General features: G+C 64.7%; 20 protein-coding genes and 1 pseudogene. 8 read left to right on the top strand and 13 right to left on the bottom strand.

The window, feature by feature from the left end; genetic code table 11:
- Positions 1-31: 31 nt before the first annotated feature.
- On the top strand, positions 32-892 hold the full coding sequence (locus ACVWWD_RS26975; protein ID WP_457103508.1) for an NmrA family NAD(P)-binding protein: 861 nt from the start codon (positions 32-34) through the stop codon (positions 890-892).
- Between the two features lie 39 nt (positions 893-931).
- Here the strand turns inward: ACVWWD_RS26975 and ACVWWD_RS26970 are convergent, their stop codons facing one another.
- From ACVWWD_RS26970 to ACVWWD_RS26960, 3 genes are all read right to left on the bottom strand, one after another.
- Positions 932-2,968 (bottom strand): acyltransferase family protein, encoded by a 2,037-nt coding sequence (locus ACVWWD_RS26970; RefSeq protein WP_352549975.1) that lies wholly within the window; start codon positions 2,966-2,968, stop codon positions 932-934.
- A 294-nt stretch (positions 2,969-3,262) separates the two neighbouring features.
- Positions 3,263-3,565, bottom strand: a complete 303-nt coding sequence (locus ACVWWD_RS26965) for a hypothetical protein (protein ID WP_023774627.1) — start codon at positions 3,563-3,565, stop codon at positions 3,263-3,265.
- A gap of 412 nt (positions 3,566-3,977) precedes the next feature.
- Positions 3,978-4,571 (bottom strand): TetR/AcrR family transcriptional regulator, encoded by a 594-nt coding sequence (locus ACVWWD_RS26960; RefSeq protein WP_352549974.1) that lies wholly within the window; start codon positions 4,569-4,571, stop codon positions 3,978-3,980.
- A gap of 103 nt (positions 4,572-4,674) precedes the next feature.
- Here ACVWWD_RS26960 and ACVWWD_RS26955 point away from each other — a divergent pair, with 103 nt between their 5' ends.
- Positions 4,675-5,490, top strand: a complete 816-nt coding sequence (locus ACVWWD_RS26955; RefSeq protein ID WP_457103507.1) for an oxidoreductase — start codon at positions 4,675-4,677, stop codon at positions 5,488-5,490.
- A gap of 27 nt (positions 5,491-5,517) precedes the next feature.
- A complete protein-coding gene (locus ACVWWD_RS26950; protein WP_352549982.1) occupies positions 5,518-6,519 on the top strand; it encodes an NADP-dependent oxidoreductase in 1,002 nt (333 codons plus the stop codon).
- A 59-nt stretch (positions 6,520-6,578) separates the two neighbouring features.
- Here the strand turns inward: ACVWWD_RS26950 and ACVWWD_RS26945 are convergent, their stop codons facing one another.
- The 8 genes and pseudogenes from ACVWWD_RS26945 to ACVWWD_RS26910 form a co-directional block, all read right to left on the bottom strand.
- Positions 6,579-7,256, bottom strand: a complete 678-nt coding sequence (locus ACVWWD_RS26945) for a GntR family transcriptional regulator (protein WP_023774631.1) — start codon at positions 7,254-7,256, stop codon at positions 6,579-6,581.
- Between the two features lie 48 nt (positions 7,257-7,304).
- Positions 7,305-8,044: pseudogene (locus tag ACVWWD_RS26940) on the bottom strand (helix-turn-helix domain-containing protein).
- Positions 8,045-8,308: 264 nt separating this feature from the next.
- A complete protein-coding gene (locus tag ACVWWD_RS26935) occupies positions 8,309-8,686 on the bottom strand; it encodes a hypothetical protein (RefSeq protein WP_352549972.1) in 378 nt (125 codons plus the stop codon).
- Between the two features lie 121 nt (positions 8,687-8,807).
- The gene (locus ACVWWD_RS26930) at positions 8,808-9,839 is read right to left on the bottom strand and encodes a hydroxyacid dehydrogenase (protein ID WP_352549971.1); all 1,032 of its coding nucleotides are present in this window, start codon (positions 9,837-9,839) and stop codon (positions 8,808-8,810) included.
- A gap of 365 nt (positions 9,840-10,204) precedes the next feature.
- Positions 10,205-10,432, bottom strand: coding sequence for a hypothetical protein (locus ACVWWD_RS26925; protein ID WP_023774635.1), 228 nt, complete (start codon positions 10,430-10,432; stop codon positions 10,205-10,207).
- Between the two features lie 31 nt (positions 10,433-10,463).
- Positions 10,464-10,667: a hypothetical protein gene (locus tag ACVWWD_RS26920; RefSeq protein WP_023774636.1), complete on the bottom strand. Its 204-nt coding sequence runs from the start codon at positions 10,665-10,667 to the stop codon at positions 10,464-10,466.
- A gap of 192 nt (positions 10,668-10,859) precedes the next feature.
- On the bottom strand, positions 10,860-12,068 hold the full coding sequence (locus ACVWWD_RS26915; RefSeq protein WP_023774637.1) for an FAD-dependent oxidoreductase: 1,209 nt from the start codon (positions 12,066-12,068) through the stop codon (positions 10,860-10,862).
- A gap of 95 nt (positions 12,069-12,163) precedes the next feature.
- Positions 12,164-13,687, bottom strand: coding sequence for a glucosamine inositolphosphorylceramide transferase family protein (locus tag ACVWWD_RS26910; protein WP_352549970.1), 1,524 nt, complete (start codon positions 13,685-13,687; stop codon positions 12,164-12,166).
- Positions 13,688-13,949: 262 nt separating this feature from the next.
- Between ACVWWD_RS26910 and ACVWWD_RS26905 the strand changes: the two genes are divergently transcribed.
- Positions 13,950-16,082, top strand: coding sequence for a GumC family protein (locus tag ACVWWD_RS26905; protein WP_352549969.1), 2,133 nt, complete (start codon positions 13,950-13,952; stop codon positions 16,080-16,082).
- Position 16,083: 1 nt separating this feature from the next.
- Positions 16,084-17,430 carry a VpsF family polysaccharide biosynthesis protein gene (locus tag ACVWWD_RS26900; RefSeq protein WP_457103506.1) on the top strand — a complete coding sequence of 449 codons (1,347 nt, stop codon included), beginning with the start codon at positions 16,084-16,086 and terminating at the stop codon, positions 17,428-17,430.
- A 69-nt stretch (positions 17,431-17,499) separates the two neighbouring features.
- Here ACVWWD_RS26900 and ACVWWD_RS26895 read toward each other — a convergent pair whose 3' ends face one another.
- Positions 17,500-18,768 (bottom strand): glycoside hydrolase family 5 protein, encoded by a 1,269-nt coding sequence (locus tag ACVWWD_RS26895; RefSeq protein ID WP_352549967.1) that lies wholly within the window; start codon positions 18,766-18,768, stop codon positions 17,500-17,502.
- Positions 18,765-19,934 carry a DUF1972 domain-containing protein gene (locus ACVWWD_RS26890; RefSeq protein ID WP_031241692.1) on the bottom strand — a complete coding sequence of 390 codons (1,170 nt, stop codon included), beginning with the start codon at positions 19,932-19,934 and terminating at the stop codon, positions 18,765-18,767. Before ACVWWD_RS26890 ends, ACVWWD_RS26895 begins: the two co-directional genes overlap by 4 nt.
- Before the next feature lie 441 nt (positions 19,935-20,375).
- On the opposite strand from ACVWWD_RS26890, the gene ACVWWD_RS26885 reads away from it, so the two are divergent.
- Genes ACVWWD_RS26885 through ACVWWD_RS26875 form a run of 3 tightly spaced genes read left to right on the top strand, consistent with a single transcriptional unit; the run spans position 20,376 to position 24,073 of the window.
- On the top strand, positions 20,376-21,545 hold the full coding sequence (locus tag ACVWWD_RS26885; protein WP_084567591.1) for a glycosyltransferase: 1,170 nt from the start codon (positions 20,376-20,378) through the stop codon (positions 21,543-21,545).
- Entirely contained in the window at positions 21,542-22,843 is a 1,302-nt protein-coding gene (locus tag ACVWWD_RS26880) for an MATE family efflux transporter (RefSeq protein WP_023784783.1), read from the top strand. The genes ACVWWD_RS26885 and ACVWWD_RS26880 overlap by 4 nt, the downstream gene beginning before the upstream one ends.
- A gap of 9 nt (positions 22,844-22,852) precedes the next feature.
- The gene (locus tag ACVWWD_RS26875) at positions 22,853-24,073 is read left to right on the top strand and encodes a GNAT family N-acetyltransferase (RefSeq protein ID WP_352549966.1); all 1,221 of its coding nucleotides are present in this window, start codon (positions 22,853-22,855) and stop codon (positions 24,071-24,073) included.
- The last annotated feature ends 7 nt before the right edge of the window (positions 24,074-24,080 follow it).

Raw genomic sequence — 24,080 nt, 5'->3', positions numbered from 1 at the left:
CCTGGATGCAACCAGCAAGGGAGATTGGACCATGCACATCATTCTTGGCGGCACCGGGCATGTCGGCTCGGCAGCGACGGTAGCGCTCCTGCGGCAAGGCGAGCCGGTCACGGTGGTGACGCGCGACAAGGCCAAGGCGGCGCCTCTGGCCGCGCAGGGCGCGGAGGTGGCGGTGGCTGATGTGCTCGATGTCGAGGCGCTGCGCGGGGTGTTCAGGCGTGGCACACGGGCGTTCCTGCTCAATCCGCCGGCCGATCCTTCGACCGACACGGATGCCGAGGAGCGCAGGACTGTGGACGCCATCATTGCGGCGCTGGACAGTTCGGGACTGGAGAAGGTCGTGGCGGAATCGGCCTATGGCGCGCATGCGGGCGAACGGGCCGGCGACCTCACCGCACTGCATGGGCTGGAAGAAAAACTGCATAGCCAGGCCATTCCGGCCAGCATCATCCGCGCGGCCTATTACATGAGCAATTGGGATGCCTCCCTGGAGACCGCCAGGCGTGAGGGCATCGTCAACACGCTCTTCCCGGCGGATTTCGAACTGCCGATGGTGGCGCCACGCGACCTCGGCGAAGCGGCGGCTCGCTTGCTTACGGAGCCGCCGGAAAAGAACGGCCTGCATCACGTCGAAGGGCCGTCGCGCTACACGGCCAGGGATGTCGCCGCCGCTTTTGGCGGGGCGCTCGGCAAGGAGGTGCGCGTGGTCTCGGTGCCTCGCGAACATTGGGCTGAGACGTTCGAGAGCATGGGGTTTTCGCCGAAAGCGGCACAATCCTACGCGCGCATGACGGAGGTGACGGTTGATGACACCTATGATCCGCCGACCAGGCCGGAGCGTGGGAAGGTGACGTTGGAGCGGTATATGGCGGCACTGGCGGGGGCAGGGTAAGCGAGCGTTTCTTCCTTCTCCCACAAGGGCAAGGAAAGTCTAACTCCCTCTAAACAGCGCCTTTTCCAGCGGTCCTGCCAGTGTCTCGGCAAAGGCCGTCGCCAGATGATGCCTGTCGCGGAAGGCGAGTTTGCCGTCGATGAAGACGTGGCATTCGGTCGGGCCGCAGAAGCGGTCGGTGAGGTCGATATAGAGCGTGTCTGGGATGCTTTTCACCACCGCGCGCTCGGCGGCGGCCACGTCGTCATTGGCGGCCTCGGCCCTCGGTGTGTCGCACAGCGACGGCGCCTCGCGCCACCACAGCGCGCGGGCGACGCAGGCGTCCGCGAAGCTGTCGCCGATCGGCGTGTCGCGGATCACGGCGGTCTCGACGCCGGCCTGGCTGAAGGCCTCCAAGGTAGAGCGCAGGCCGGCCTGCCAGCGAGCTATCTCGGCGTCGCGGCTGGCGGCGGACATGTCGCGCGTCAGATTGCCGATCGAGAATTCCGAGATCACCACCAGGCGCGGCTTTCCGCGGATAATCTCTGAAATCGCCTGTTCGCGCCAGGCGTCGCATTCGGTGTAGTCGCGTTTGAGCACGGCATTGAAGGTCGACAGCCGCGAAGCGCGGCACGAGGATTTGAGGTAGGTGACCACTTTGGTGTCGTTGCGTTTTGCCGCCTCGACCAGCGGCGTCGACCAGTGGTCGGCATGCGAATCGCCGAACAGCACGATGGTGTGGGCGGCGTCGGCCGGCCCGAAGGTGCAAGGTTTCGGCTCCACAGTGTGAAAATCGAGCAGGCAGTCCTTGTCGACGGCGCGCGCGATGGACGGCTGTTCGGCGGCCTCTTCGATGCCGCGCTGGGTCGGGTCGATGTTGCGGGTGGCCAGATGCGCGTTGGCGTAGGCCGCAGCCACGCCGGCGGCGGTCAGCACGAGGGCCGGGGCGAGGGCAAGCCCCGGTAATAGCCGAAGCGGTCTTGCGGCCGGGCTGGCGTCGAAGCGAAAGGCCCTGGCTGTCGCCGCCAGCCAGTCGCCGCGCCGCGCGGGGTTTTCGATCAGCCGGTAGGTGGCCGCCGACAGCGCCAGCGCCAGCACGGCGCAGCCGATACGCTGCGCCACGCCGAGGTCGGGGTGCAGCATGGCGGCATAGACGATGACGGGCCAATGCCAGAGATAGAGCGAATAGGAGAGCGTGCCGACCCACTGCAAGGGCGCCAGCGAGAGCATGGCGGCGGGCGCCAAGGCCTGCCAGCGAGTCTTGGCCGGGGCATCGCCCTGCTCGCCGGCGCCGCTCAACAGCACCAGCACGGAGCCGGCAACCGGCATCAGCGCGTACCAGCCGGGGAAAGGCAGGTTTTCGCTCAAACAGAGATAGGCGACGGCGATCAGCGCCAGGCCCAGCCACCCCTGTGCCGCCCGCAGCCAGAACTGATGCCGCCACAAGATTGGCGTGGCAAAGGTCGCCAGGCCGCCGGCGGCGAATTCCCAGGCCCGCAGCGGCGAGAAGTAGAAGGCCCAGGCCGGCGAGAGGCTGGTGAACCACAGACAAGCGGCGAAGGAGGCGAGGCCGACGGCGCCGATCACGACCACCGTCATGCGCCGGCCCCGATGCAGCCAGGCGGCGAAGACAAGCAGTGCCGGCCAGACGAGATAGAACTGCTCCTCCACCGACAGCGACCAGAAGTGGATGAAGGGATTGCTCAAGGAATCGGCGGCGAAATAGTCGAACGACCAGCGCAGCAGCCACAGATTGATGGTGTAGGCCGCGGCATACATGGCGCCGCGCGAATAGAGCGCCTGTTCCCGCGGCGCCATGATGAAGGTGCCGACGGCGAGCGTGGCCAGGATGACGAAGATGGCGGCCGGCAGAAGGCGCCGTGCTCGCCTGGCATAGAAGCGCCAGAGGTCGAGCCGGCCGGTCTCGGTGATCTCCTGCATCAGATGCGTGGTGATCAGCCAGCCGGAGATGACAAAGAAGATGTCGACCCCGGCAAAGCCGCCGGGCAGTGCCGTGACGCCAAAATGGTAGGCGACGACGCCGCCAACCGCCAGCGCGCGCAAGCCCTGTATGTCAGGCCGAAACGATGCCGCCACGACACCTCCTTCGTTTGCGCCCAGCCGTCATCGTCCGCCGGGTAGCCGATATTGCAATGCAGCATATATTCCGCAGTGCAACATGGCCAGAGCAAGGACGCTGTTTTTTCCTCTTCATGAAGCTGCGGGAAATGTGTCGGTCGACGATAAGGACTGGCGGCAGGCGCTTGGAGTCGAGGCAGAATGAGCAGTTGTGTCGGGGCCAAAGCGGCGGTGACGGCAAGGCAAAGCACGGCAGTCACGAAAACAGCCCCGCGAACGGGGCTGTTCCATGCCTACGGCGCCAACGCCTTATCAACTGCCGCCGTTCAATTTCACGCTACTGCAGAATTCCGGATGCGTGTTGGTTGGGTTGGCGTTCTTGGACTCGTCGGCGCAAGCGGTCTTCATGGCGGTCTGGTCTTCAGGCGTGAGGGCCTTCCAGGCTTTCACGAAGTCATCATTGCCGACCATCGTCTTCATGCCGGAGTCCGTGTAGAACGGCTTCATCTTGGCAGGATCGTCGAGAGCGGATGTTCCCGTGTTGGATCCCGCGAGAGCCGAACCGGTGGCCATCGAAAGCGCCATGGCGCCAAGGCAAATCATCTTGATGTTCATGACTGGGTCCTTCCCTGTTGCTTTGTGACCGTCGAAGCAACGATCAAGATTTAAACGAAACGGTTTGCCCGAAAGTTCCGGTTTATCAGACCAAAATTCCAAACTTCGCCCAAATATGTTCCTGAGAACCTTGAAACCTTTGCGATATTGAGCGGTAGCCACGGCGTACAGGCGGTTGCTTGGTTTTTGGCAGCCTTCTCCGTCGCGGCGCATCGCCGGTACCGCTGGACGGCCAGGCGCCTGGCCCTCTGGACAACTTCGCGGTTCGCGGATGGTGCCGGTTCCCGCAGGACGGGTCTCGTCGCCGCACAAAAAAGGCCTCGCGGGCGCAGCCAGCGAGGCATTGATTGGAGGGTCTTGTCATCGCCTCGGGAGGCGATTGCGCAGCAACGAGGCCCGCTTGCGGAAAGTTTCAGTGCCCGAGCGAGGAAGCCTCGTTATCCCCCTGGATCAGCGTGCGTGCCGCGCTTGCCCCTGCCGCCAGGATGCGTCCCGAGAGGTCCGATCCGTCCACGGCGCGGGCCATCTGAAGAGTGCCGATAAGGGTCGCAAAGATGCCCAGCGCAACGCTTTCCGGGTTCCGGGTCCGCGGCGGCAGTTCCGCCGCTACCTGGCGCACCAGGGTCAGCAAGCGCTCGGTATAGAGTTGGCGTGTTTCGGAAGGCTCGCGTGCGATCTCCGGCAACAATGCGGCAGACGCGCAGCCCTGTCCCGGATTGTCCCGGTGTGCCGTCGACAGATAGGCGTCGATGGCCACATCCAGGCCGCCGGCAGCCAAAGCTTCGCGGATCTGGTCCGACTGATCCTCCAGGGCCGCTGCCACGGTTTCACGGACAAGCGCCGCCTTGGATTGAAAGTGCGGGTAGAAGGCCCCGTTGGTCAAGCCGGCGTCTTTCATGATGGTTGCCAGCCCCGACGCAGCGATACCGTCACCGCGAAAACGGTTGGCGGCCACCTCAATGATCCGGCCGCGCGAGGCGTCCTTCCGGCCTTTTTCATAGCGCATGGCCGCGGTTCCTTTCTTCTATTGCATTATGGATGTAATATGATAGTACGATCATAATTCTAATGGAGCGAAAAAGCTAGCCCTCATGATTTTGGAGCCCCAAATGAACAGGAATTCGGGAAAGACGGCGCTCGTCACGGGAGTCTCCTCGGGTATCGGCCGCGCCAGCGCGGAAGTGTTGGCGCGAGCGGGATTTACCGTGTTCGGCACAAGCCGCCGCAAGCTCGGCGACAGCCCGAAAGGAGTGACCATGCTGGTTTGCGATGTGACCGACGATATGGCCATCGATGCACTCGTTTCAACCATCCACGCGCAGACCGGCCGCATCGATCCGCTGGTCAACAATGCCGGCGTCGGCATGCTTGGAGGAGCCGAAGAATCCTCGGTTTCCCAGGTGCAGGCGCTGTTCGACGTCAACCTGTTCGGCGTCATGCGCGTGACCAATGCGGTGTTGCCGTCGATGCGGCGGCAGGGCGTAGGACGCATCATAAATATCGGCTCGATCCTGGGAGTGGTACCCGCGCCATATTCGGCGCATTACTCCGCGGTCAAGCACGCGCTCGAAGGTTATTCGGAATCGCTCGATCATGAGATCCGTGCCTTCAATATTCGCGTCTCGGTCATCGCGCCGGCATTCGTGCGCACCGTTTTCGACCAGAATGGGTTCGAGCCCGATTCGGTCATGAAGGAATATGATCAGGCGCGAGCCGGGGTCGACGCATTGCTTCGCGACGTGATGCCCAAGGCAGACCCGCCGGAAGTGGTGGCAAATGTGGTTCTCAAGGCGGCGACCAACAAACATCAGCGCCGGCGCTACACCGCCGGCAAGACGGCGCGGCTGGTCAACCTGCTGCGTCGCTTCGCGCCCGCCGGGATGTTCGACAAGACGTTGCGCAAGCAGTTCCGCTTGCCTGCCTAAACAAACGATTTTCAGAAAGCGAACATGATGAAAGCCTTCGTCGTCGACAAATATCAAAAGAAGGGAGCGTTGCGGCTCGCCGAGATGCCGCAGCCTGATGTGGGGGACAACGATGTCCTGATCGAGGTCCACGCCTCCGGAGTGAACCTTTTTGATTCCAAGCTACGGGACGGGGAGTTCAAGCTGATATTGCCCTATCGCCCGCCCTTCATCCTGGGCCATGACGTGGCAGGGGTCGTCATGCGGGTCGGATCCAAGGTCCGCAAATTCAAGGCTGGTGACGAGGTCTTTTCGCGGCCGCGCGACGGCCGCATCGGGACATTCGCCGAGTTCATCGCCGTGGACGAAGCCGACGTGGCGTTGAAGCCGGACAATCTCAGCATGGAGGAGGCCGCTTCCATTCCGCTGGTCGTTCTTACCGCCTGGCAGGTGCTTGTCGAAAGGGCAGGGCTGACGAAGGGCCAGAAGGTGTTCATCCAGGCCGGTTCCGGCGGCGTCGGGACCGCCGCCATCCAATTGGCAAAGCATCTCGGCGCCACCGTCGCAACGACGGCCGGCGCCGCGAGCGCCGATCTGTTGAGAGGCCTCGGCGCCGATATCGTCATCGACTACAAGAAGGACGATTTCGAAAAGATCCTGCACGGCTACGACCTCGTCCTGAACAGCCAGGACGCCAAGACGCTGGAAAAATCCCTGCATGTGCTGAAGCCGGGCGGTAAACTCATCTCCATCTCCGGTCCGCCGGATCCCGAATTTGCCAGGGACAAAGGTCTCAACATCGTCCTGAAGCTGGTGCTGCGCCTGCTGAGCCGCGGCATACGCCGCAAGGCCAGACGCGCCGGTGTCGAATATTCGTTCCTGTTCATGTGGGCGCAGGGCGAGCAACTGAGCAGGATCGCATCGCTCATCCAATCCGGTGTCATACGCCCCGTCGTGGATCAGGTTTTCCCGTTCGAGAAAACCAACGAGGCGCTGGCTTATGTCGAGACGGGGCGCGCCAAGGGCAAGGTGGTCGTGAAGGTCAGATAGTATCGCCGGGCCGAGCCCGAATCTCTTCGCCGCTTCAGGGGAGCGGCGGGTTGCGCGTCTCAGCCGGCGTCGCGGCCCACCGGGCCCACCTCGACCTCCCTGAGATAAAACGCCTTGCTTGGCTGCAGGTGATCGACGCAGAGCTGCGCCAGCACCCAATTGTCGCTGCGCTTCAGCGCCTCGATCATCATCAGATGATGCTGGCGCGAGATTTCGAGCTTGTCCCGGTCGGCCAGCGAATTCGCCCGTACCGGCAGGCTGAGGCGCATGTAGTGCTCGATCGAGGACACCAGATAGGCGTTGCCGCAGGCCGAGAACATGGTGAGGTGGAAGCGGTCGTTGGCCTCATGGATGCCTCTGAGGTAGCCGGCGTCGACATGGGCGCTGTAGACGCGGTGGATCTCAGCCAACTCGGCGATCAGCGCCTCGCTCGCCGGCAGCCGGATCATCAGCGCGGCCTGGCGCTGCAGCATCTCGCGCACCTCGTAGATCTGGCGGACTTCCTCGGGGGCGAGCCGGCGCACCGTGGCACCCTTGTTGCGCTCGCGCGTGGCGACGCCAAGCCTTTCCAGTTGATAGAGGGCCTGGCGGATGGTGTGGCGCGAGACCGGGAAGCGGGCCAGCAGCACGTCCTCGACCAGGCGCGTGCCGGGCGCCAGCCGGCCAAAGATGATGTCTTCCTCCAGCGCATGGACAATATCGGCTTCCTTGCCACCATAGTCGACCGTGTTGAGCATCGCGATCCTCTTGCTGGCCCGGCCAAATCGTCATTGGCCTCGACCACTCTAGCGTTCGCGCGCTAGGCTGGCCACAAGCTGGTCGAGGCGCGTATCGTCGAGGCTGACGACGCCGCACATCCGCATCGCCTGCCGCAGGCTGATCCTGCCGACTTGCTGGCGCATGATGACCGGCAGGCAGGCCGGCCCCGCTCCGGTCAGCACGAAGGCCTGGCCGACCAGGACCGGTTCGGAGAAGGGCGCCCATTGCACGGCCACGATCGATGGCTCGCCGGTCTGGCGGCGGTTGATGGCGGCGAATAAATCCAGTTCAGGCGCGAGATCGCGACGCCATAGTGCCAGCCGGGCGCGCGTGCCCCGCCCTGGCGATTGCCCTCCGCCCACCGGGTCACGCGCCGGAACGTCACCAGCTCGGCCTGGCGCCGCACGAAGGTGACCGACCGCATCAACAGGTCTGGGCGGTCGGGGACCGCAAAGTAGGTGAAGTAGGTGCCGCCGGCGATGGCGGGGCAGGGACCGCGCACCATGTTGCCGTAAAGCGTTTCGTGCATCGGCGACAGAAGGGCGCGTTCCGGTGCGGCGTCCGGCGCCCGGTATAGTTCATCCTCGTCGATCCGGAAGTAGTCGCGGATCAGTCGCGCCGTGGCCCGGTTGGGCACGCTCTTGCCTCGCAGGTAACGCTCGAACTGCGAGCGGTTCATGCCCAGTCCGCGGCAAACGGCGCTCACCGACGCGTGGCCGCTGACCAGCCGTCTCGGATTGGCGGCAAGATTCCTGCGAATTGGCACGATGCCGTCCCCCAAAGACGTCCGGACCATTAATCAAGCTATGGCTGATATGGCCACAACATTGCCCATGCGCGAATGGGACCTTCGGCCAATATCGCTGCTGGACATGGAAAGGCCCGCCACCGACGCGACTCGTGACGGGCCTTCTGAGTACGCCGGGCTTCCCACCGCCCGACCATTCGCAAAACCAGCCGGCGGCACGATCGTTCCATCAGGAAGCGCGGGCATCCCTTGGGGGACGGGCTCACGGGCCTTGGCGGATCACTATTTGTGAATGAGCCATTCTATCAAGCCGGTCTCGACCAGCTCGCAGCCGGTAAACTCGTGAACCAGGCTTTTGGCCAAGTCGCGCCATTGACACTCGGGCACGTTCGCTTCCGAGACCAGATCTCGAAACACAGCGCGCAGAATATCGGCATCGAACGCTGAGATGGGAACCGGGTCTGTATCTTCCCAGGCCGGACCGTTATCATCGCGCTGGCGTTGGCGAAGCCGTTTCAGAAGCTCGCGCGATTGCGCGATCACGTGCCTGGAATGGTCGATTTCGTGGCGAAAGGCGACGTTTCCAGCAATGGAACGATGTCGTAGCAGGAGGCTGGCTTCGATAGCTGCCCGCGCCATGTCTATATGGCTTCCAACCATCGCTACCTCCCAGAGGTTGTTTTTTACTCCTCCGAAGGTGCATCTCAAAGGGGATTCAACGTACGGTTTGGTACAAAACCTTGCCGATGGGGTTGAGCAATGCTCACACCGGCGCGGTTGCTTAATTCCTGTCCGACGGCTTCGAGCGCATCCTCGACACCGTCTCGCGCTCGGCGCGTTTGGAGCGCAGTGGCGGCAGGCCGCGATCGATCAGGTCCATGTCCTCCAGCACCATGTCGCCCATGCGTTTGAAGGCGATGTCGAGGGCGCCGGCTCGGTGGGCGGAGCGCAGGAAGCCGGGCAGCGCGCGCACGGGATGGTCGCCCGCCAGCGGCTCCTCGGGAAAGACGTCGCTGGCGGCAAGGATGTGACCGCTTCTTACCGCCGCCATCAAGGCGGGGAAATCGACCACGCCGGCACGGCTGAGCAGGATGAAGGCGGCTCCCTTGCGCATCCTGCCAAAAGCGTCGGCGCCGAGAAACCCCTGGTTCTCGGAGGTTACCGAAGCGACGACGAAGACGAAGTCGCTTGAAGACAGCACCTCGTCTAGCGAGGCCGGCTCGACGCCGTTTTCCCTCAGGATCGACGGCGGCAGCCAGGGGTCGAACACCTTCGTGTGGGTGCGGAAGCCCGACAGCAGGCGGTTGAGGGCGCGGCCGAGATCGCCGAAGCCGATGATGCCGACATCGGCTCCCGAAAGCAGCCGCGCCGCCTGGTTGCCGTCGCCGCCCCACAATTCCTCGCCTTTGCGGAAAGCAAGGTCGGCATCGACGATGCCACGGGCAAGGTTGAGCGCCATGGCCAGGCCGAGCTCGGCTACCGGCTCGGCGAAGACCAGGCCCGTCGTGACGACATGGATGCCCCGTGCGAACAGTGTTTCGTAGGGCATGTTGTCGAGGAGGTTGCTCTCGACATTGAAGACGCAGCGCAGCGTTTTCATCGCCTCAAGCGTCCGCGGCGAGATCGGCGGCTGGCCGACGATGTAGCGGGCCTCGGCCAGCAGCTCGGGCGGCAGCCGCGCCACGCCGTCGGGCGTCGTCTCGACGATGCGATAATGTGCTTTGAGGCGCGCCAGCTTCGGCGGCGTGAAGATCAGTTCGAGCGTACGCGGCTCGGGCGCGCTGATCACCAGCGGCAAGGCGGTGTCTGACATTGGCAAGGTCCTCCCAGGCGGCTTGTGGCGCTTTCTCGATCCTAAATCTATCCCGTACCGGCGGATTTGAAAGCACGGTAGACCGATTCACCCGGCGCAGGCGTTTCGAACACCATTGGTCGTCCTGGTACGATTGACATTGGCGCCGAAGCCGGTCTTCTCTGCGGTATCCACCAAGGGGAGATAGCTGGTGAAGAAATACGAGAAGCCAACCTGGCACAAGCGCGAACGGCTTTCGGCCGTCACTGCTCTCGCTGGACCTTCAGGGTTACCGGCCAAGCTCTGAATGGGAAAGTGCATTCGCCTGCTGAAACAAAGGCGCGATCGACCGATCGCGCCTTTTGCTTTTGCGGAACAGCAGGCCGTCATCCACGTCGCTTCGGCGCGGCGGGCTTCTGTCGCTCGCCGCTTGGCTCGGCGGACAGCCGCTGCTTGCGAAGCCGCGCCGTCTTCGCGTCGCGGGCCTGCCGTTCGGCGTCAAGGATGAGCCGCGACTCGCGATCGGCTCTCTCAAGCTTATGCTTGTCGACCAATCGGGCCACTTTGTCCTCCGGCGGCGTATAGCATTCCATGAAACCAATGCCGTTCGGCAAGGTTCCCTCATGTGCGATCCTTGAGATCGCGTCAGGGTTCTGCGTGGTCCGATAGCTCGGCGCGATGACCGGTCTGCCAACTGGTGAGTTGGCGCTCGGCCTCTGATATGGTCACGCTCATCAAGCCGTCAAATTCGGCCATGGCTTCCATATGCCCATGATCAATGATGGATTTGCGAAGAATGCGCATTGCCAGAATAGCATCCTGCAACGCGCGGTCGATATTCTTGACCATGACAGGATCTCCTGCGGGAATAACCTGTCGGCAAGCCGCTTGTTCCCACCGAACGGCACTCGATCTGCTTTTTGAGCGCCGTTTCCCGATGAAGCGCTCCGGCGGTTTCCTTCTCCGGTAGGCGGGTAGAGGTGCTGCCTCGAGGGCAGAACCACGGAAGTGCCTTTATGACGATAAGGGGTGGGAAACCCCTCACGCCATGCCCGGCTGCCGCCGCATTCCCAAATGGCGCACCTTGCGGCCGATGATCATCAGCCTGCGTGCCGTGTTGTTGCGCAGGCGCCGCGCGCGCCATTCCAGCCCGGTTTCGGTGGTGATCCGCCTGGCGTAGATGCTCACACGCATGCCGGCCTCATCGGAGGCCCGCTTGACCGGATCGTCATAGAAGGCGGCGATCTTGTCCGCCGCCATGCCTGGCGTCTCCAGCCAGCGTGGAATGTGCACGGAATGGAGCTGATCGACGTCGATCATAACCCGCCCTATGCCGACGCCCGGCGTCGGGCATGTCGTCCAGAACGCGTCACCGATGAAGACGACCCCGTCGCGGCGATGGCCTTGCGTCGTGGTAAGGTTGATCTGCCGGACCTCGACGGGACTTGAGACAGCGAAGTTGCCGCATTGGGCCGATATTTCAGGCATCAATTCGCAAAGCATCTTCCGCGGATCGGCCCGAAAATCCCTCGTCCATTGTTCGGCCACGGTGCGATAGACGAACATGTTGGCCCGCATCTTGTCGCCGAGGGGAAAGACGGTGATGTAGGCGACGCGGTCGCTGGCCCGCCTGCCGTAGCAGGTGACGGCCTGGTAGACGCATTCGCGCGGCGGAATGGCGAGGTCGAAACCCATCGACAGCGAATGAGCTTTCGATTGCTCGACCCGCTCGACGCCGATGGCGCGCCGCACCGCTTCGCTGTGACCGGTGGCGACCACCAGCAGGCGAGCCGTGATGACCCTGCCGTCGTTCAGCACAAGGCGCTGCCGGTCCGGCCCGGTCGAGACCTCGGCGACCTTGCCGACAGTTATCGGCACTTGCGGAGGAAGGGCATCGCGCAGCCCGTTAATCAACGCGGCATAGGAAAATGCGTATTCGGGCCTGCGCTCACGCGCGAACAATTGGCCAAGGCGGAAAACATGAATGTCGTCAAACGGCGTGACGAGCCGCATGATCGTTTCGTCGAGGCCGAGCTTCTCGAACAGCCGTATCTGATCGCTACCGATTTTCTCGGCCCGGAACTCTTCGTGATGAACGCGGTGCGGATCGATCAGTGCCACCTTGCGGCCGGCTTTTGCCAACACGGTTGCCAGCGTGGTGCCGGCCATTCCAGCGCCAACGATCGCCACGTCGACTTCGGCCGGGACAGCGTCGACGGTTGTCATCTCGCTGCCCTTCATGCTGGTCATCTTCTGTCTCCACAATCCGTGGTGGAAAATATCTTCCGGACCATAATCAACCTCAGGCAACCAGCGCGGGTGGCCGGTAGTAACAAACGTTTAGGTTAACCACGGCCACCTCTTTTCCAGCGCGGCGCGATCGCCGAGCCGTCGATGAACTCCAGGCCGCCCGCCTCGTTGAGCGTGTGCAGCTTACGCCCACTCCATAGCGCGCCCGGGGTTAAGATCGTCTCGACATGCTGCTCCATGCCGTTCAAATCAAGGTGAGTGACGCGTGCGATGCCAAGGGCGCCGCCGTAGCTCCCGCGGCAGTCCTGTACCGGACGCAGCAGCTGGCCGTCGCGTTCGACCATGCGTCCGGCCGGCCGCGCCGAGGCGATGTCGATCAGCACCGGGTTCCTTGGATGCGGCGTCCAGGGGCCGCGAAAGTCCGGCGCCGACCACAGATGCAGCGCGTCGGAGAAGGCGCCGCCGCCGTGCCGGGCGCTGCCTTCACCGTCCCGAACGGTGGCGAACAGCCACCACGAGCCGCCATGCTCGACCAAGGTGGCGTCGCTGGCGACGATGTCGGACAGCAGCGTCGCTTCCTTGACCCATCCGCCCGGGAAGGCGGTGGCGCGGTAGAGATCCACCGTCCGGTTGGCGCAGCTTTCGGGCACCATCCAGACCTCGTCGTCACGCTCGAAGACGAAGGGGTAGGAGAGGTGGTAGGGCAGATCGAGCACCGGCTCCGGACGGCCGATCGGCCCCGACGGACCAAACGGCACGGCGGAAATGATGGCTCGGCCCAGGCGGTGGATATAGTCCTCGACGAACAGGGTTACCTGTCCTTGATGAAGGATAGGGAACGGATCGGCGTAGAAGCGGCTGCCGTCGTCGGGCAGCTCATGCCAGCCCGAGGCCGGATGCGCGCGCAGGTCGAACAGATCCCGCCCGCCGGTTTCGCGCCAGCCGACCTTCCAGTGCGGGGCGTTGTAGCAGAGATGGTAGATCTTCTGGACGATGCGCCGCGCCAATACCTTGCCCGCCCTGACGCCGAGCTTGCCGGCCGAGGGCAGCGAAGGCGGCCCCCTGCCGTCCACCGGCTCGGGCAGGACGGGTAGGGCGCCCCGCGCCGCGCCTGTCACCGCCGCCAGGATCAGGCTTGCCGTGCGCGCCAGCATGTCCTGGAACGAGGCGAGCGCGATGCCGCCATATTCGGTGCCCAGGCGTCCTTCGGCGACGACGCCTCCGTTCTCCTCTATGCGGGCCCGCGGGGTCCGGCCATCGAGGATCGACGCCAGCAGGGCCGCTTCGCCGCCGGCGCCGTCATAGGTCACATGCCATACGCGTGTTCCCTCTATTGGCACATCGCCGCAGAGGTCGACCACGAGGTCGGGCGCGGCGGCGGGGTGCGTGCGGTAGGGTGCCAACGCCGACAAGGGCAGGCGCTTGGCCAGTCCGTCCGCGGGCAAGCCATGGATGACCGTTTCAAGCTGGAACAGTGCCGCGACGCTGCCCGGAATGCAGCTCCCGGCTGGGCGTGCGTCGACGCTGACCGCGATCTCGGCGAGCGCGGCAAGGCGCTGCAGCAGCAGCAGGTGAAAAGCACGGAGGCAGTCGCTGTCCAGGCGCAGGCTCACCCGCATGTCGCACCCCAAGAATTCTGATGTTCGGTATTGGCCGGTGTTCGGTTCTTAGGCCCGATCTGGTGGGGCGACGGTCGGACTGGCATTCGTTTCCCGCTCGCTTGCGCCCTGTCAACATGGCCCATGCCTCTGCTACGCAAACTCCGTGCCAAAAACCAAAAGAGCTCCCAACATAATTAACAGTGTTTTAACAGTTGGAGTAATAGCTAGGCTGAAGCCGCAATTAGCTTTTGGGGCACATGGAGTGTTGTCGGAGCGACCTTTGCAATCATCCCTGCTCTCGTTGCCGCAACAACACGCTCCCGAGGTGATGCAACATGCGCCGGAGCCACCGCCGGCCGCGTCCTATCCGTCCTCGACCGTCGAGCTGGGTGACCTGAAGCGCATTCTGGTGCGCCGCCGTTTCCTGATCCTCGCCACCGCCGCGCTGCTGACCCTCGCGGCGCTGCTCTATGGACTGTTCACCCCGGCGCTTTACAGCTCGGCGGCGGAGATCATCGTCGATCCGCAGGACCTGCAGGTGGTCACCAACGACGTCAATCCGAGCCGCGTTCCACCCGATGGCGGCATCACCATGGTGGAAAGCCAGGTTGCCGTCGTCCAGTCGAGCGGCGTGCTGCTCAGGGCAATCGCGGCGACCAACCTGACCGACGACCCGGAATTCAACGGGCAGGACGGATTGTTGAGCCGCTTGCTCGGCGGCGTGCTGGGCTCGGGGTCGGCCGAAACCGACAAGACGGGAAAGACGCTCGATGCGTTGCGCCGGCGGCTTGCGGTCAAGCGGGCCGACAAGGTGCTGGTCCTCGACGTGATCGTCACCGCCAAGAGCGCCGACAAGGCGGCGAAGCTCGCCAATGCCATCGCGCAGGCCTACCTGGCCGATCAGGCGAGCGCGCGCGCGAAGATGGCCACGGATGCTTCCGACTCGATCACGGCGCGGCTGGACGAACAGCGCAAGCGCGTCCAGCGGGCCGAGAATGCGGTCGAGGCCTACAAGTCGGCCAACAACATGGTGATGGCCGCCGGCAATCTGGTCAGCGACCAGGAACTGACCGAGATCAACACGCAGCTCGCCGCCGCACAGAGCCGCACCGCGACGCTGAAGGCGCAGGTCGACCAGTTGCGCCGGTCCGGCGGCGCGCCCGACGCGACCTCGGAAGCGATGCGCTCGGCGGTGATTTCGAGCCTGCGGGCGCAGGAGGCGACACTTGTCGACCAGGTTTCGCAGCTCGGCACGGAGCTCGGGCCGCGCCATCCTTCGATGATGGCGGCCCAGCAGCAATTGCGCGATACGCGCGCGCTCATCGCGCGGGAACTCGGTCGTATCGGCGCCGCCGCCGAAACCGACTACGAGCGGGCGCTGGCTAACCAGCAGGCGCTGGAAGCGAAGGTCGCGGGCATGAAGAGCAAGTCGCTCGACACCGACCAGGCCTCGGTCAAGCTGCGCGAACTGCAACGCGATCTCGAGGCGGTGCGCTCCGTCTATGCCACCTATCTGCAACGGGCGCAGGAAACGCGCGAGCAGGTCAATGTCGACAGCACCAATGCGCGCATCATCTCCGACGCCATGCCGGCCCTGAAGAAGAGCTGGCCGCCGCTGTTGCTGTTGGTATTCGGCGCGTTCTTCGGCGGGCTGGGGCTCGGCACCGGCATGGCGCTGATCGCGGAATATTCGTCGCCGACGGTGCTTTCCAGCGCGCAGATGCAATCCGCCATCGACGCGCCCGTGGTGGGCGTGCTGCCGGCAAAATCAGCGCGCCGTCGCTGGTGGCCTTTCGGCGGCGCCGCCGCGCCGGCCGGACAGAAGATGGACGCGGTTGCCGGCCTGGCGTTGAGACGCCTGTTCTCGTCCAGCCGGCGTCCGCCGAACTGGCCGCTGGTACCGTCCATCCTGGTGACGTCGGCGCCAGAAGACTCCGCGCAGCGGGGCCGGGTGGCGCGCCTGCTGGCCAATGCGGCGGCTGCCAGGGGCAGCCGTGTCCTGTTCATCGACACCAACAATGCCGGCGGCAGCCAGAAAGAGCCGCAGCCAGGTCTCCTCGACGTGCTGCGCGGCGAATACGCGTTCGAAGCGCTCAGCCAATACACGCCCGGCAGCAACGTCGCGCTTCTGGGGAAGGGTCGGCCGAAGGCTGCCTTTTCCGAGGCGCAGGGCGTCTATTTCACACAGCATATGCTGGCCCAGGCGAGCCGCAATTTCGAACTCGTCGTCGTCGACGGCGGCGCGCTGGCCGACAATCTCAACGCCTCACCGCTGGTCGCCATGGTCGACGAGATCGTGCTCGTCGCCACGCTGAACGCGACGCCGATGCGCGATGTCACGGCGGCCTCGCAAGCCATTTCCGTCATGGGGCGGTTGCCGACCGGCGCCTTGCTGGTCGACGAGGCGGCCTGACATGGCTGCCATCCGGGGTGCCGCCCGGTCCGCCACCCCGGCGGCGGGCTGGGCCGGCCAGGGTCAAGCCCCGACCGCGCCCCGCACCGGCAATTCCGTTGACTGGGTGACCGGCTACGGCCTGGTCGCGGTGGTGGCGCTGCTGTTCAGCATTTCGGGTGGCATGCTGTGGCTGGTGGGCTACAATTACGACGGTCTGACCGGCAATCCGGCGACCAAGATCCATCCTTCCACCTATCTGCTCGTGCTGATGTTCGCCTGGCGCGCCTGCACGTTCGGCAACCCGGTCGGCTATACGCTGACCATCGCCGACAGGCGGCCGGCCAGCGCGCTGCTGGCCGTCATGTCGATCATGCTGCTGGTCGTCGTGATCATCAGGCAACGCCCCGGCATGGCCGGCATGATCGACACGTTCGTGGCGGCGGCGCTGCTGGTTATGATGCTGGCCGAGGCCGACGAAAAGACGTTCGCCCGCATGCAAACCGTGGTGCACGCGGTGATGACGGTGAACGCGCTGCTGGCGCTGTTCGAGTTCGCCACCAAGACGCTGGTCTTTCCCTACCGGCTCGACGGCGAGGTGTTCATGAACGACCTGCGCTCGACGGCGCTCCAGGGCCATCCTCTGTCCAATGCCACGATCACCTCGATCTATGTGCTGGCGCTGCTCTCCGGTTCGAAATCCCTGTCCATGCCGCTGCGGCTCGGGCTGATCGGCCTGCAATGCGCGGCGCTGGTCGTATTTGGCGGGCGCTCGGCGATGGTGACGACGATCGCGCTCGGCGGCATCTATCTGCTTTTCAGCGGCGTGGCTTATCTGCGGCGAGGACGCATCAGCCTGCCGGGTGCCGCCCTTGCCGTCATGCTCGCCTCGCTGTTGCCCGTCTTGGTCGTCATGCTGTTCTCCTACGGCTTCTTCGACGCGCTGCTGGAGCGCTTCGTGTCGGACAGCGGCAGCGCCAATGCCCGCGTCGAAATGTTCGAGTTGTTCAAGCATTTCGAACCGCGCGACTTGATCGTGGGGCCCGACATCGATCTCATCGAAAGCCTGCGCCGCATCAACGGCCTCGAACAGGGCATCGAGAACCCGATCATCCGCCTGCTCCTGTATCAGGGCGCCTTCTTCACCCTGCTGTTGTTTTTCGGCTTCGTGCTGTTCATGCACGAAGTGGCGCGCCGCTGCCATCCCGGCATCTGGCTGACTATGCTGGGCTGGCTGATCCTGCTCAACACCTCCGAAAGCCTGGCGTCAAAGACGACGTTGATGACCAAGTTCGTGGTGATAGCGCTGGCGCTTTACAGGCCGGTGAAGGTGGCGGGGCGTCCGGGCGCGCAAGGGGTGCCGAGGTAGCGCTCTACGGCGCGCTCCCCCTGTCCTGGCGGACGGGGGACAAGGAACTCGGCCGCATCTGGAAGGCGCTTATTCCGGCATACTCAACCCCAATGCATCCACCATCGCCGGGTCGAGCGAGCGGGTTTTGTCGTCCATCATGCCCATGCCGTCGAACAGGTCCCAGAAGGCCCACGGGAAGCCGGATGCCTCGGCGCTCTGCCTTACATCGGCGATGTAGCGGGCGCGGTCCGGGTTGGGGGCGGCGACGTAGCGGGCGTCGGTGCGGAGCGCGCCGAATTCGCCCATGATGACGCGCGTCGGCGCGATGCCATGGCTGTCGGCCCAGCCGCGCGCCTGGCCGATATATTTGTCGACGAACCAGCGATCGGGCCTGGCGTCGAAATAGACCGTCAGCACGCGTTCGGTTTCGGCATAGGCGGCCTGCTTGTCGGCTTCCGAGGTTTCGGTGTCCCCGGCCATGCGGGCCCTGACCGAGGCCAGCGTCCGCTCGAGCGAGCCGGCGGAGGCCGGCCATGGCACGTTGTTGAGCGCGCGGTAGACGGGCTCGCGCATCCAGGGTGCGCCCTGATGGCTGAACAGATAGGGTTCGTAGAAATGAAAGGTGAACAGGATCGGCTCGAAGGCCGCCAGCGGTTCCGGATCGAGCGCGGCAAGCCCGCTCACCATCGAGCCGCAGCCGCCGGTGACGACAAGCGGCAAGGTCGACGACGATGCCCTGGCTGCCGTCAAAAGCGCCGCCTGGACCAGAGACCAGACGTTTGAGGAGCAGGATTGCGGCGGCTCATTGACCGGTTCCAGCGCCACCATGCCCGACGGGAACCGCTGCAGCCTGCCGGCAAGCGTGCCCACCAGCGCGCGATAGGCTTTGAATTCGGGCGCGGCGGTGCTGGAAACCATGCGGTCGGGATTCCAGTAATGGGTGGCGCCGTTGGCCTGCACGTTGACGATGATGCCGAGATCCGCATCGATGACTGCCGCGACGGCATCGTCCAGCATCGCCAGCAATTTTGTGCGCGTGGCGGCATCGGCGGCCATGAACGGGCCGGGATCGACCGGCAGGCGGACGAAGTCGAGCCCGGTCCGGCGCAGCCGGCGAAGGTCGTCCGGTGTCGGCACCGGCCGCTGCGATTGGAAGGGCGGCCAGTCATAGTCGGTGCGCGGCGCGGGAAACTCGCGTGTGAGCGCGAACCAGGGCCAGGCGTTGACGCCGCGGCGAAAACGCCATTCGCCGGTGGCGGCCGGCGCGGGCGATGCGGCCGAGAGTGCCGCCGTTGCGGGCACCAGCGCCGTCGACAGCGCGGTCCTCAGCAGCCGCCGTCGCGACCAGCCCGTCATACGGCTCCGGGCGAGGGACGGTCGACTGGCTGGGCAGCGGCGGCGCTCACCCCCAGAAGGCGGTAGGCTTCGGTTTCATAGGCAAGCAGGACATCGTCCCAGCGGAAAGCTTCGTTGGCGCGGGCCCTCGCGGCCGCGCCGCAGGTCCTGACCAGCGCGTCATCTTCCATCGCCTGCCGCATCCGCTCGGCGCAACTCTGCCGGTCGGTGAAGAAGATGGCGGCCGCGCCGGCGGTCCATCTGTTGTAGGGGTTGTCATGGGCGATGACCATGTTGCCGGCGGCCAGCGCCTCGACCAGCGACGGGTTGGTGCCGCCGACGGTGTGGCCATGCAGATAGGCGCGCGCGTGGAAACGCAGCGCCTTCACTGTCGCCTGGTCGTAGATCGCGCCGGGCAGCACCACCGAGGCGTTCGCCGCCTTGCGGACGGCGACATGGTAAGGGATATCGGGGGAAAGCGTGCCCAGCACCACCAGCTTCATGTCGCGCTTCCGGCTGCAGAAGGCCTCGACCATCGGCAGGATGTTGTTGTCGGGCTCGATACGCGCGATCGAGATCAGGTACTCGCCAGGCTCCAGGCCGAGCGCGCGCACCGACGTCTCCGGTGCCGATGTAACCGGGTCGGCGCCGTAGGTGATGGTGGCGATGGCGCTGCGCGGCCGGCGGGTCGCCAGGTGATCCGCGATCACCGGATGGTCGGCGACCAGGCGGTGCGAGGCCCAGGCGCCTATCCATTCGTTTAGCCAGAACCACGCGCGCGCAGCCACACCCCATTTGGGCCGGCGCCACTCGATGCCGTCCATGTTGGTGATGATCTTGCGCCGCATCAGCCTCAGCCAGGTCAGGAAGATCGCGCCATTATAGCCGAGCACCAGGCAGATGCCTGGCCGCCGTGCGGCGTCGAGCACGCATTGCCAGTCGAATTCCAGCGTCGCGCGAGGGCCTTTCGAGGCGACCTGGATATGGATGAGATCGATGCCGTTCCAGGTGTCGACACGTACCCTTTGGTCGACCCGCTCGACCTCCTCCTGGCAATAGACGCCGACCTTCCAGCCGCGCCCGGCCAGAAACAGCGCGAGCTTCTCGGCGAAGGTTTCAAAGCCACCATGGGCCGCTGGAATGCCGCGCGTCCCGAGAATCAGGATGGTGGGCATTTCAGGTCTCATGGCTGCTGGCGCTTTCAAATCCGCTCGATTCCGCAATGCGCGGGCCGTCCCCTCTGAAAACCCAGCCCAGCGATATCCGTGCCAGACTCAGTTCCAGCTATCATGGCACTGGGGTGTAAAATATTTCTTCCAGCGGCCGGAGTTGTTTCACTATCGGTCAACTATCCCAGCGTATGTGTATCGAAACAAGGCAATGCCGCGACCGTGCGACCCGCGGACGGAGAAATCAGGGCCGGCATGATCCTTGCTCATGGACTTCTGTGCGCCACATCGGCGGAGGACGTGCGGCATTTGGTATGGTGATCCGGGTTCTCCATCCGCTCGTCACCATGACGGCAACAAGTGAAGTCCAAAGGGGTGTTGGGCTTGAAGTCTCCAGTCGCCTGTTCCGTCAGGCGGCGGGATCGTCAAACTACCCCTGGCAGAAAGATGCATGGGAATATGCGGATTGCATGCGTCCATCAGGGCTATGAACTCTATGGTTCCGATCGCAGCTTCGCGGAGAGCGTCGCTGCGTTGCGCGCCGCGTTTCCGTCAGCCGACATTGAGGTCGTCCTGCCGCGCAGCGGACCGATCGTGCGGATCCTCGAACCGCATGCGACCCGGATCGTCTTCGAGCCGCTCTGGGTGCTGAGGCGACAGGCGATTGCGCGCCTTGCCACCGTCGAGATGGCGCGGCTGCCGGTCGCGGTGCTGAGGGCCTGGCGGCGGCTTCGGGATTGCGATCTCACCTATGTCAACACCTCGATCGTGGCCGATTATGCGCTGGCCGCGCGCCTGCTACCGCACAAGGCCGTGCTGCACATCCACGAAATTCCCGAAGGCACCATGCGCAGGATCCTTGTCGGCCTGATGCACTGGAGCCATGCCGATCTCATCTTCAACTCGCGCGCCACCCGCGCCGCGTTCGGGGAGCCTAGGTCCGCGCGCTCCTATGTGGTCTATAACGGCGTTGCGGGCCCGGCCGCGGCCGAAGCGACGACCTATGATGGCAAGCGGCCGCTCAAGGTGCTGCTGCTTGGCCGCATCAACAGGATCAAGGGCCAGGAAGTGCTTTTGGAGGCGATCGCCTCGTTACCGGCGGAACTGAAGTCGAGGATCGAGGTGCGGCTGGTCGGCGGCGCCTTCGAAAGTACCGAGCGCGAACGCGCGCTCGCCGAACTGGTCAGCAGCATGGGGCTCGGCGGACGCGTCAGCGTGCTGCCCTTCATCCCCGATCCCTCCGAGCATTATCGCTGGGCCGATATCGTCACGGTTCCCTCGCGGCGTCCCGAATCCCTCGGCCGCGTCGCCATCGAGGCGATGGCCTATGGCCGGCCGCCGCTGGTGTCGGCGATCGGCGGGTTGGTCGAGGTGGTCAGCGACGGTGAGACCGGTTGGCATGTTCCGCCCGGCGATGCCGCCGCCCTTGCAGCCAAATTGGAGGAAATCATCCTGCGGCCCCAGGCCTGGCGCTCCTTTGTCGCCGCCGGGCGGGCGCGCTACGAGGCGGTCTTCAGCGAGCCGGTCGCGGCGGCGGCGATCGCGGCGATAGCCGGGGACAAGCTGAAGACAGCCGTCGCCAGGCCGGGGCGGACGGCAACCGCCCGCCAGGCGGAGACACGGCCGTGAAACTCCCTGGCCATCTGGTGCGGCGTCTCGTGCTGATGATCGGCGGCGAGGCGATGCAGAGCGGCTTCCACTTCGCCCTCAACATCGCGCTGCTGCACATGCTTTCGGCGCAAGGCTACGGCCTCTTTGCCATCGGCATGGTGATGGGCGGCGTCGGCCTGTCCTACATCAGGTCGCTCACCGCCGTTCCGGCCTCGATATGGATGGGCAAGAGCACCAATAGCGCCGGCGTCGATGCCTATGACGTCGCCTTCGGGACGGCGGCGCTGGTCGTTGCCTTGCTGATGGCCGTCGGCACGGCGATCGTGATGCGTCTCTTGGGCGACCCCAGCGGAATTGCCGCGGGCTGTTTCGTTGGCGCATGGTCGCTGCGCAGCCACATGCGCACGGCCTTCTTCGCGCGCCGCCAGCAGGTGATCGTCTCCCTCAGCGATGCCGCCTTCACCATCGCCGGCACGGTCATGGCCGGCCTGGCGATCTGGCTGGCCAAGGATGCGCTGCAGACCGTGTTCTATGCGCTTGCGGCGGCCAATGTGTTTGGCATCTTCGTCCTGGTCAGGCTGGCGCGCCGCACGATGCGCATCAGCTTCCGCATGCCGACGCGGCGGCGCTATGCAAGGCTGTGGTCCCAGCTCTGCTGGTCGGCATTCAGCGCCACCACCACCAACATCCAGGGACAATGCCTGGCGCTGCTGGTCGCGGGCATTGCCGGGCCGGCCGCCTATGCGCCGCTGGCGGCGGTGCTGGTGTTGTTCGCGCCGCTGCGGATCAGCAGTCTTGCCTTCGTGAACATGACGCAGCCCGAACTCGCCAAGCTGATGCGCAACAACGAGACGCGCCGGGTCTGGGCGCAGGCAAAGCTGTGGGCCGTTGTCATGGGGCTTGGCGCGGTCGTCTATGGATGCGCCATCCTGGTCGTACTGCCGATGATAAAGTCCCAGGCTCTCCAGGACGCGTCGGTGGGATTCATCGGGCTTTTCGTGATCGCGAATTTCGTCCCGATCATGCTCTACATCATGCCCCGCATCGTGCTCGAGATAATGGGTGACTTCCGCATCGTCGCGTTCATCACCCTGGGCGGCGCCATCGTCGGGCTGGCGTTGATCGCCATCGTGCTGTCGATCGCCTCCCCGCCATGGGCGCTGCTGGGTTCGGCGGTGTCCGAGATCTTCGTGCTCGTGGCATCATGGTATTTCGTGCATCACCGCATGTGGAACATCGAACACCCGGACCAGCAGCGCGACAGCCGCCTGGGCTCCTGGCGGCGGGCGGTTTCGTTCGCCGCGGTAAAGCGATAGGAGAAGGATGTGACAGGCCACGCAGTGCAAATTGCCGCGATGACCGACTTGCCTGGCGGGCAGGTCTCGCATCCCACCTCCATCGCGGCGAACGACGCCTATACGGCAAAACTGCACACCAGCCTCAAGGCGGTCAGGCCACTCTGGCTGCGCTTTCAGGAAAGCGGTGTGTGCACCGGCCACCAGAATTACGCCTGGGCGGAAGGGATCGCCACGCGGCTGCTGCCGGAAAGCGCCGAACTCCTCATCGTCGAGGTGGGCGACGCCACGACTGGCGAACCCAGGATGCTGGTGCCGCTGATGCGGCGCAGGGCTTTCCATCATTGGGTGGTCGAATGGTTGAGCTGCGGTGTCTGCGACTATTCGGCACCGCTGCTGGCCGATGCCAGCCCGTGGACGCGACAATCCGCGCAGGCTGCGTGGGCGGCGGTGCGCTCAGCGCTGCCGCCGGCGGACCGCGTCCACATCGTGGGGATTCCGCGACAGATCCAGGGCGTCGCCAATCCGCTGGCCTTGCTGTCGGCCACACGCGATTCCATCCAGACCACTTTCGGCCTCGCCATCGATGGCGACCCTGAAACAGTGCTCAAGCGTCTCTGCAGGCCATCCTTCGTCAAGGAATTCGGCAAGGACTGGCGCCGCCTCGAACGGGTTGGCGGCGTGGAACTGGTCGAGGCCGGGGCGCCGGCCGAGGTTGACCGTATCTTCGGCGAACTGGTGCGGATGCGGCTCGACCGCTTCCGCGAGCTTGGTCGCTTCGATCTGCTGACCCAGGAGAACATCGTCGAGTTCTACCGGAACGCGGCTATTCAGGGCCTGTTGGACGGTTCGGTGCGGCTTTTCGGGCTGCTCGTCGGCGAGGCTCTGATCGCGGTTCAATATCTGCTCGTGCATCAAGGGACTGTTCATGCTCTGCTGATAGCAATGGACCAGGGCGTCGTGCCCAATGTCTCGCCGGGGCTTGCAATCATGGGCAGGTTGATCGGCTGGGCGCGCGAACGAGGCTTTGGATATTTCGACCTGTCGGTCGGCAACCAGAGCTACAAGGAACATATGGGCGCCAAGGGTTCGGTATTGGTCGAACTCTGCCATGGGTACACGATGCGGGGCAGTGTGGCCTCCACGGCCATCGAGTTCCGCAGGCGGGCCGAGGCTTTCGTACGCTCCAGCCCAAGGCTGCTCAACGCGGTCAAGGGAACGATGCGGGGTTTTCGGCGCCTGCGTGGATGATGCCCAT

It is taken from the genome of Mesorhizobium sp. URHB0026, assembly GCF_054059755.1.
This window is presented reverse-complemented; position numbering and strand designations above follow the sequence as displayed.

Excerpts from the sequence above, each read along its gene's own strand:
- ACVWWD_RS26920 (WP_023774636.1), bottom strand. The coding sequence starts at position 10,667 with ATGGTCAAGAATATCGACCGCGCGTTGCAGGATGCTATTCTGGCAATG.
- ACVWWD_RS26965 (WP_023774627.1), bottom strand. The coding sequence starts at position 3,565 with ATGAACATCAAGATGATTTGCCTTGGCGCCATGGCGCTTTCGATGGCC.
- ACVWWD_RS26950 (WP_352549982.1), top strand. The coding sequence starts at position 5,518 with ATGAAAGCCTTCGTCGTCGACAAATATCAAAAGAAGGGAGCGTTGCGG.
- ACVWWD_RS26895 (WP_352549967.1), bottom strand. The coding sequence starts at position 18,768 with ATGACGGGCTGGTCGCGACGGCGGCTGCTGAGGACCGCGCTGTCGACG.
- ACVWWD_RS26975 (WP_457103508.1), top strand. The coding sequence starts at position 32 with ATGCACATCATTCTTGGCGGCACCGGGCATGTCGGCTCGGCAGCGACG.
- ACVWWD_RS26935 (WP_352549972.1), bottom strand. The coding sequence starts at position 8,686 with ATGGTTGGAAGCCATATAGACATGGCGCGGGCAGCTATCGAAGCCAGC.
- ACVWWD_RS26955 (WP_457103507.1), top strand. The coding sequence starts at position 4,675 with ATGAACAGGAATTCGGGAAAGACGGCGCTCGTCACGGGAGTCTCCTCG.
- ACVWWD_RS26900 (WP_457103506.1), top strand. The coding sequence starts at position 16,084 with ATGGCTGCCATCCGGGGTGCCGCCCGGTCCGCCACCCCGGCGGCGGGC.
- ACVWWD_RS26945 (WP_023774631.1), bottom strand. The coding sequence starts at position 7,256 with ATGCTCAACACGGTCGACTATGGTGGCAAGGAAGCCGATATTGTCCAT.
- ACVWWD_RS26930 (WP_352549971.1), bottom strand. The coding sequence starts at position 9,839 with ATGTCAGACACCGCCTTGCCGCTGGTGATCAGCGCGCCCGAGCCGCGT.
- ACVWWD_RS26885 (WP_084567591.1), top strand. The coding sequence starts at position 20,376 with ATGCGGATTGCATGCGTCCATCAGGGCTATGAACTCTATGGTTCCGAT.
- ACVWWD_RS26910 (WP_352549970.1), bottom strand. The coding sequence starts at position 13,687 with ATGCGGGTGAGCCTGCGCCTGGACAGCGACTGCCTCCGTGCTTTTCAC.
- ACVWWD_RS26890 (WP_031241692.1), bottom strand. The coding sequence starts at position 19,934 with ATGAGACCTGAAATGCCCACCATCCTGATTCTCGGGACGCGCGGCATT.
- ACVWWD_RS26960 (WP_352549974.1), bottom strand. The coding sequence starts at position 4,571 with ATGCGCTATGAAAAAGGCCGGAAGGACGCCTCGCGCGGCCGGATCATT.
- ACVWWD_RS26915 (WP_023774637.1), bottom strand. The coding sequence starts at position 12,068 with ATGACCAGCATGAAGGGCAGCGAGATGACAACCGTCGACGCTGTCCCG.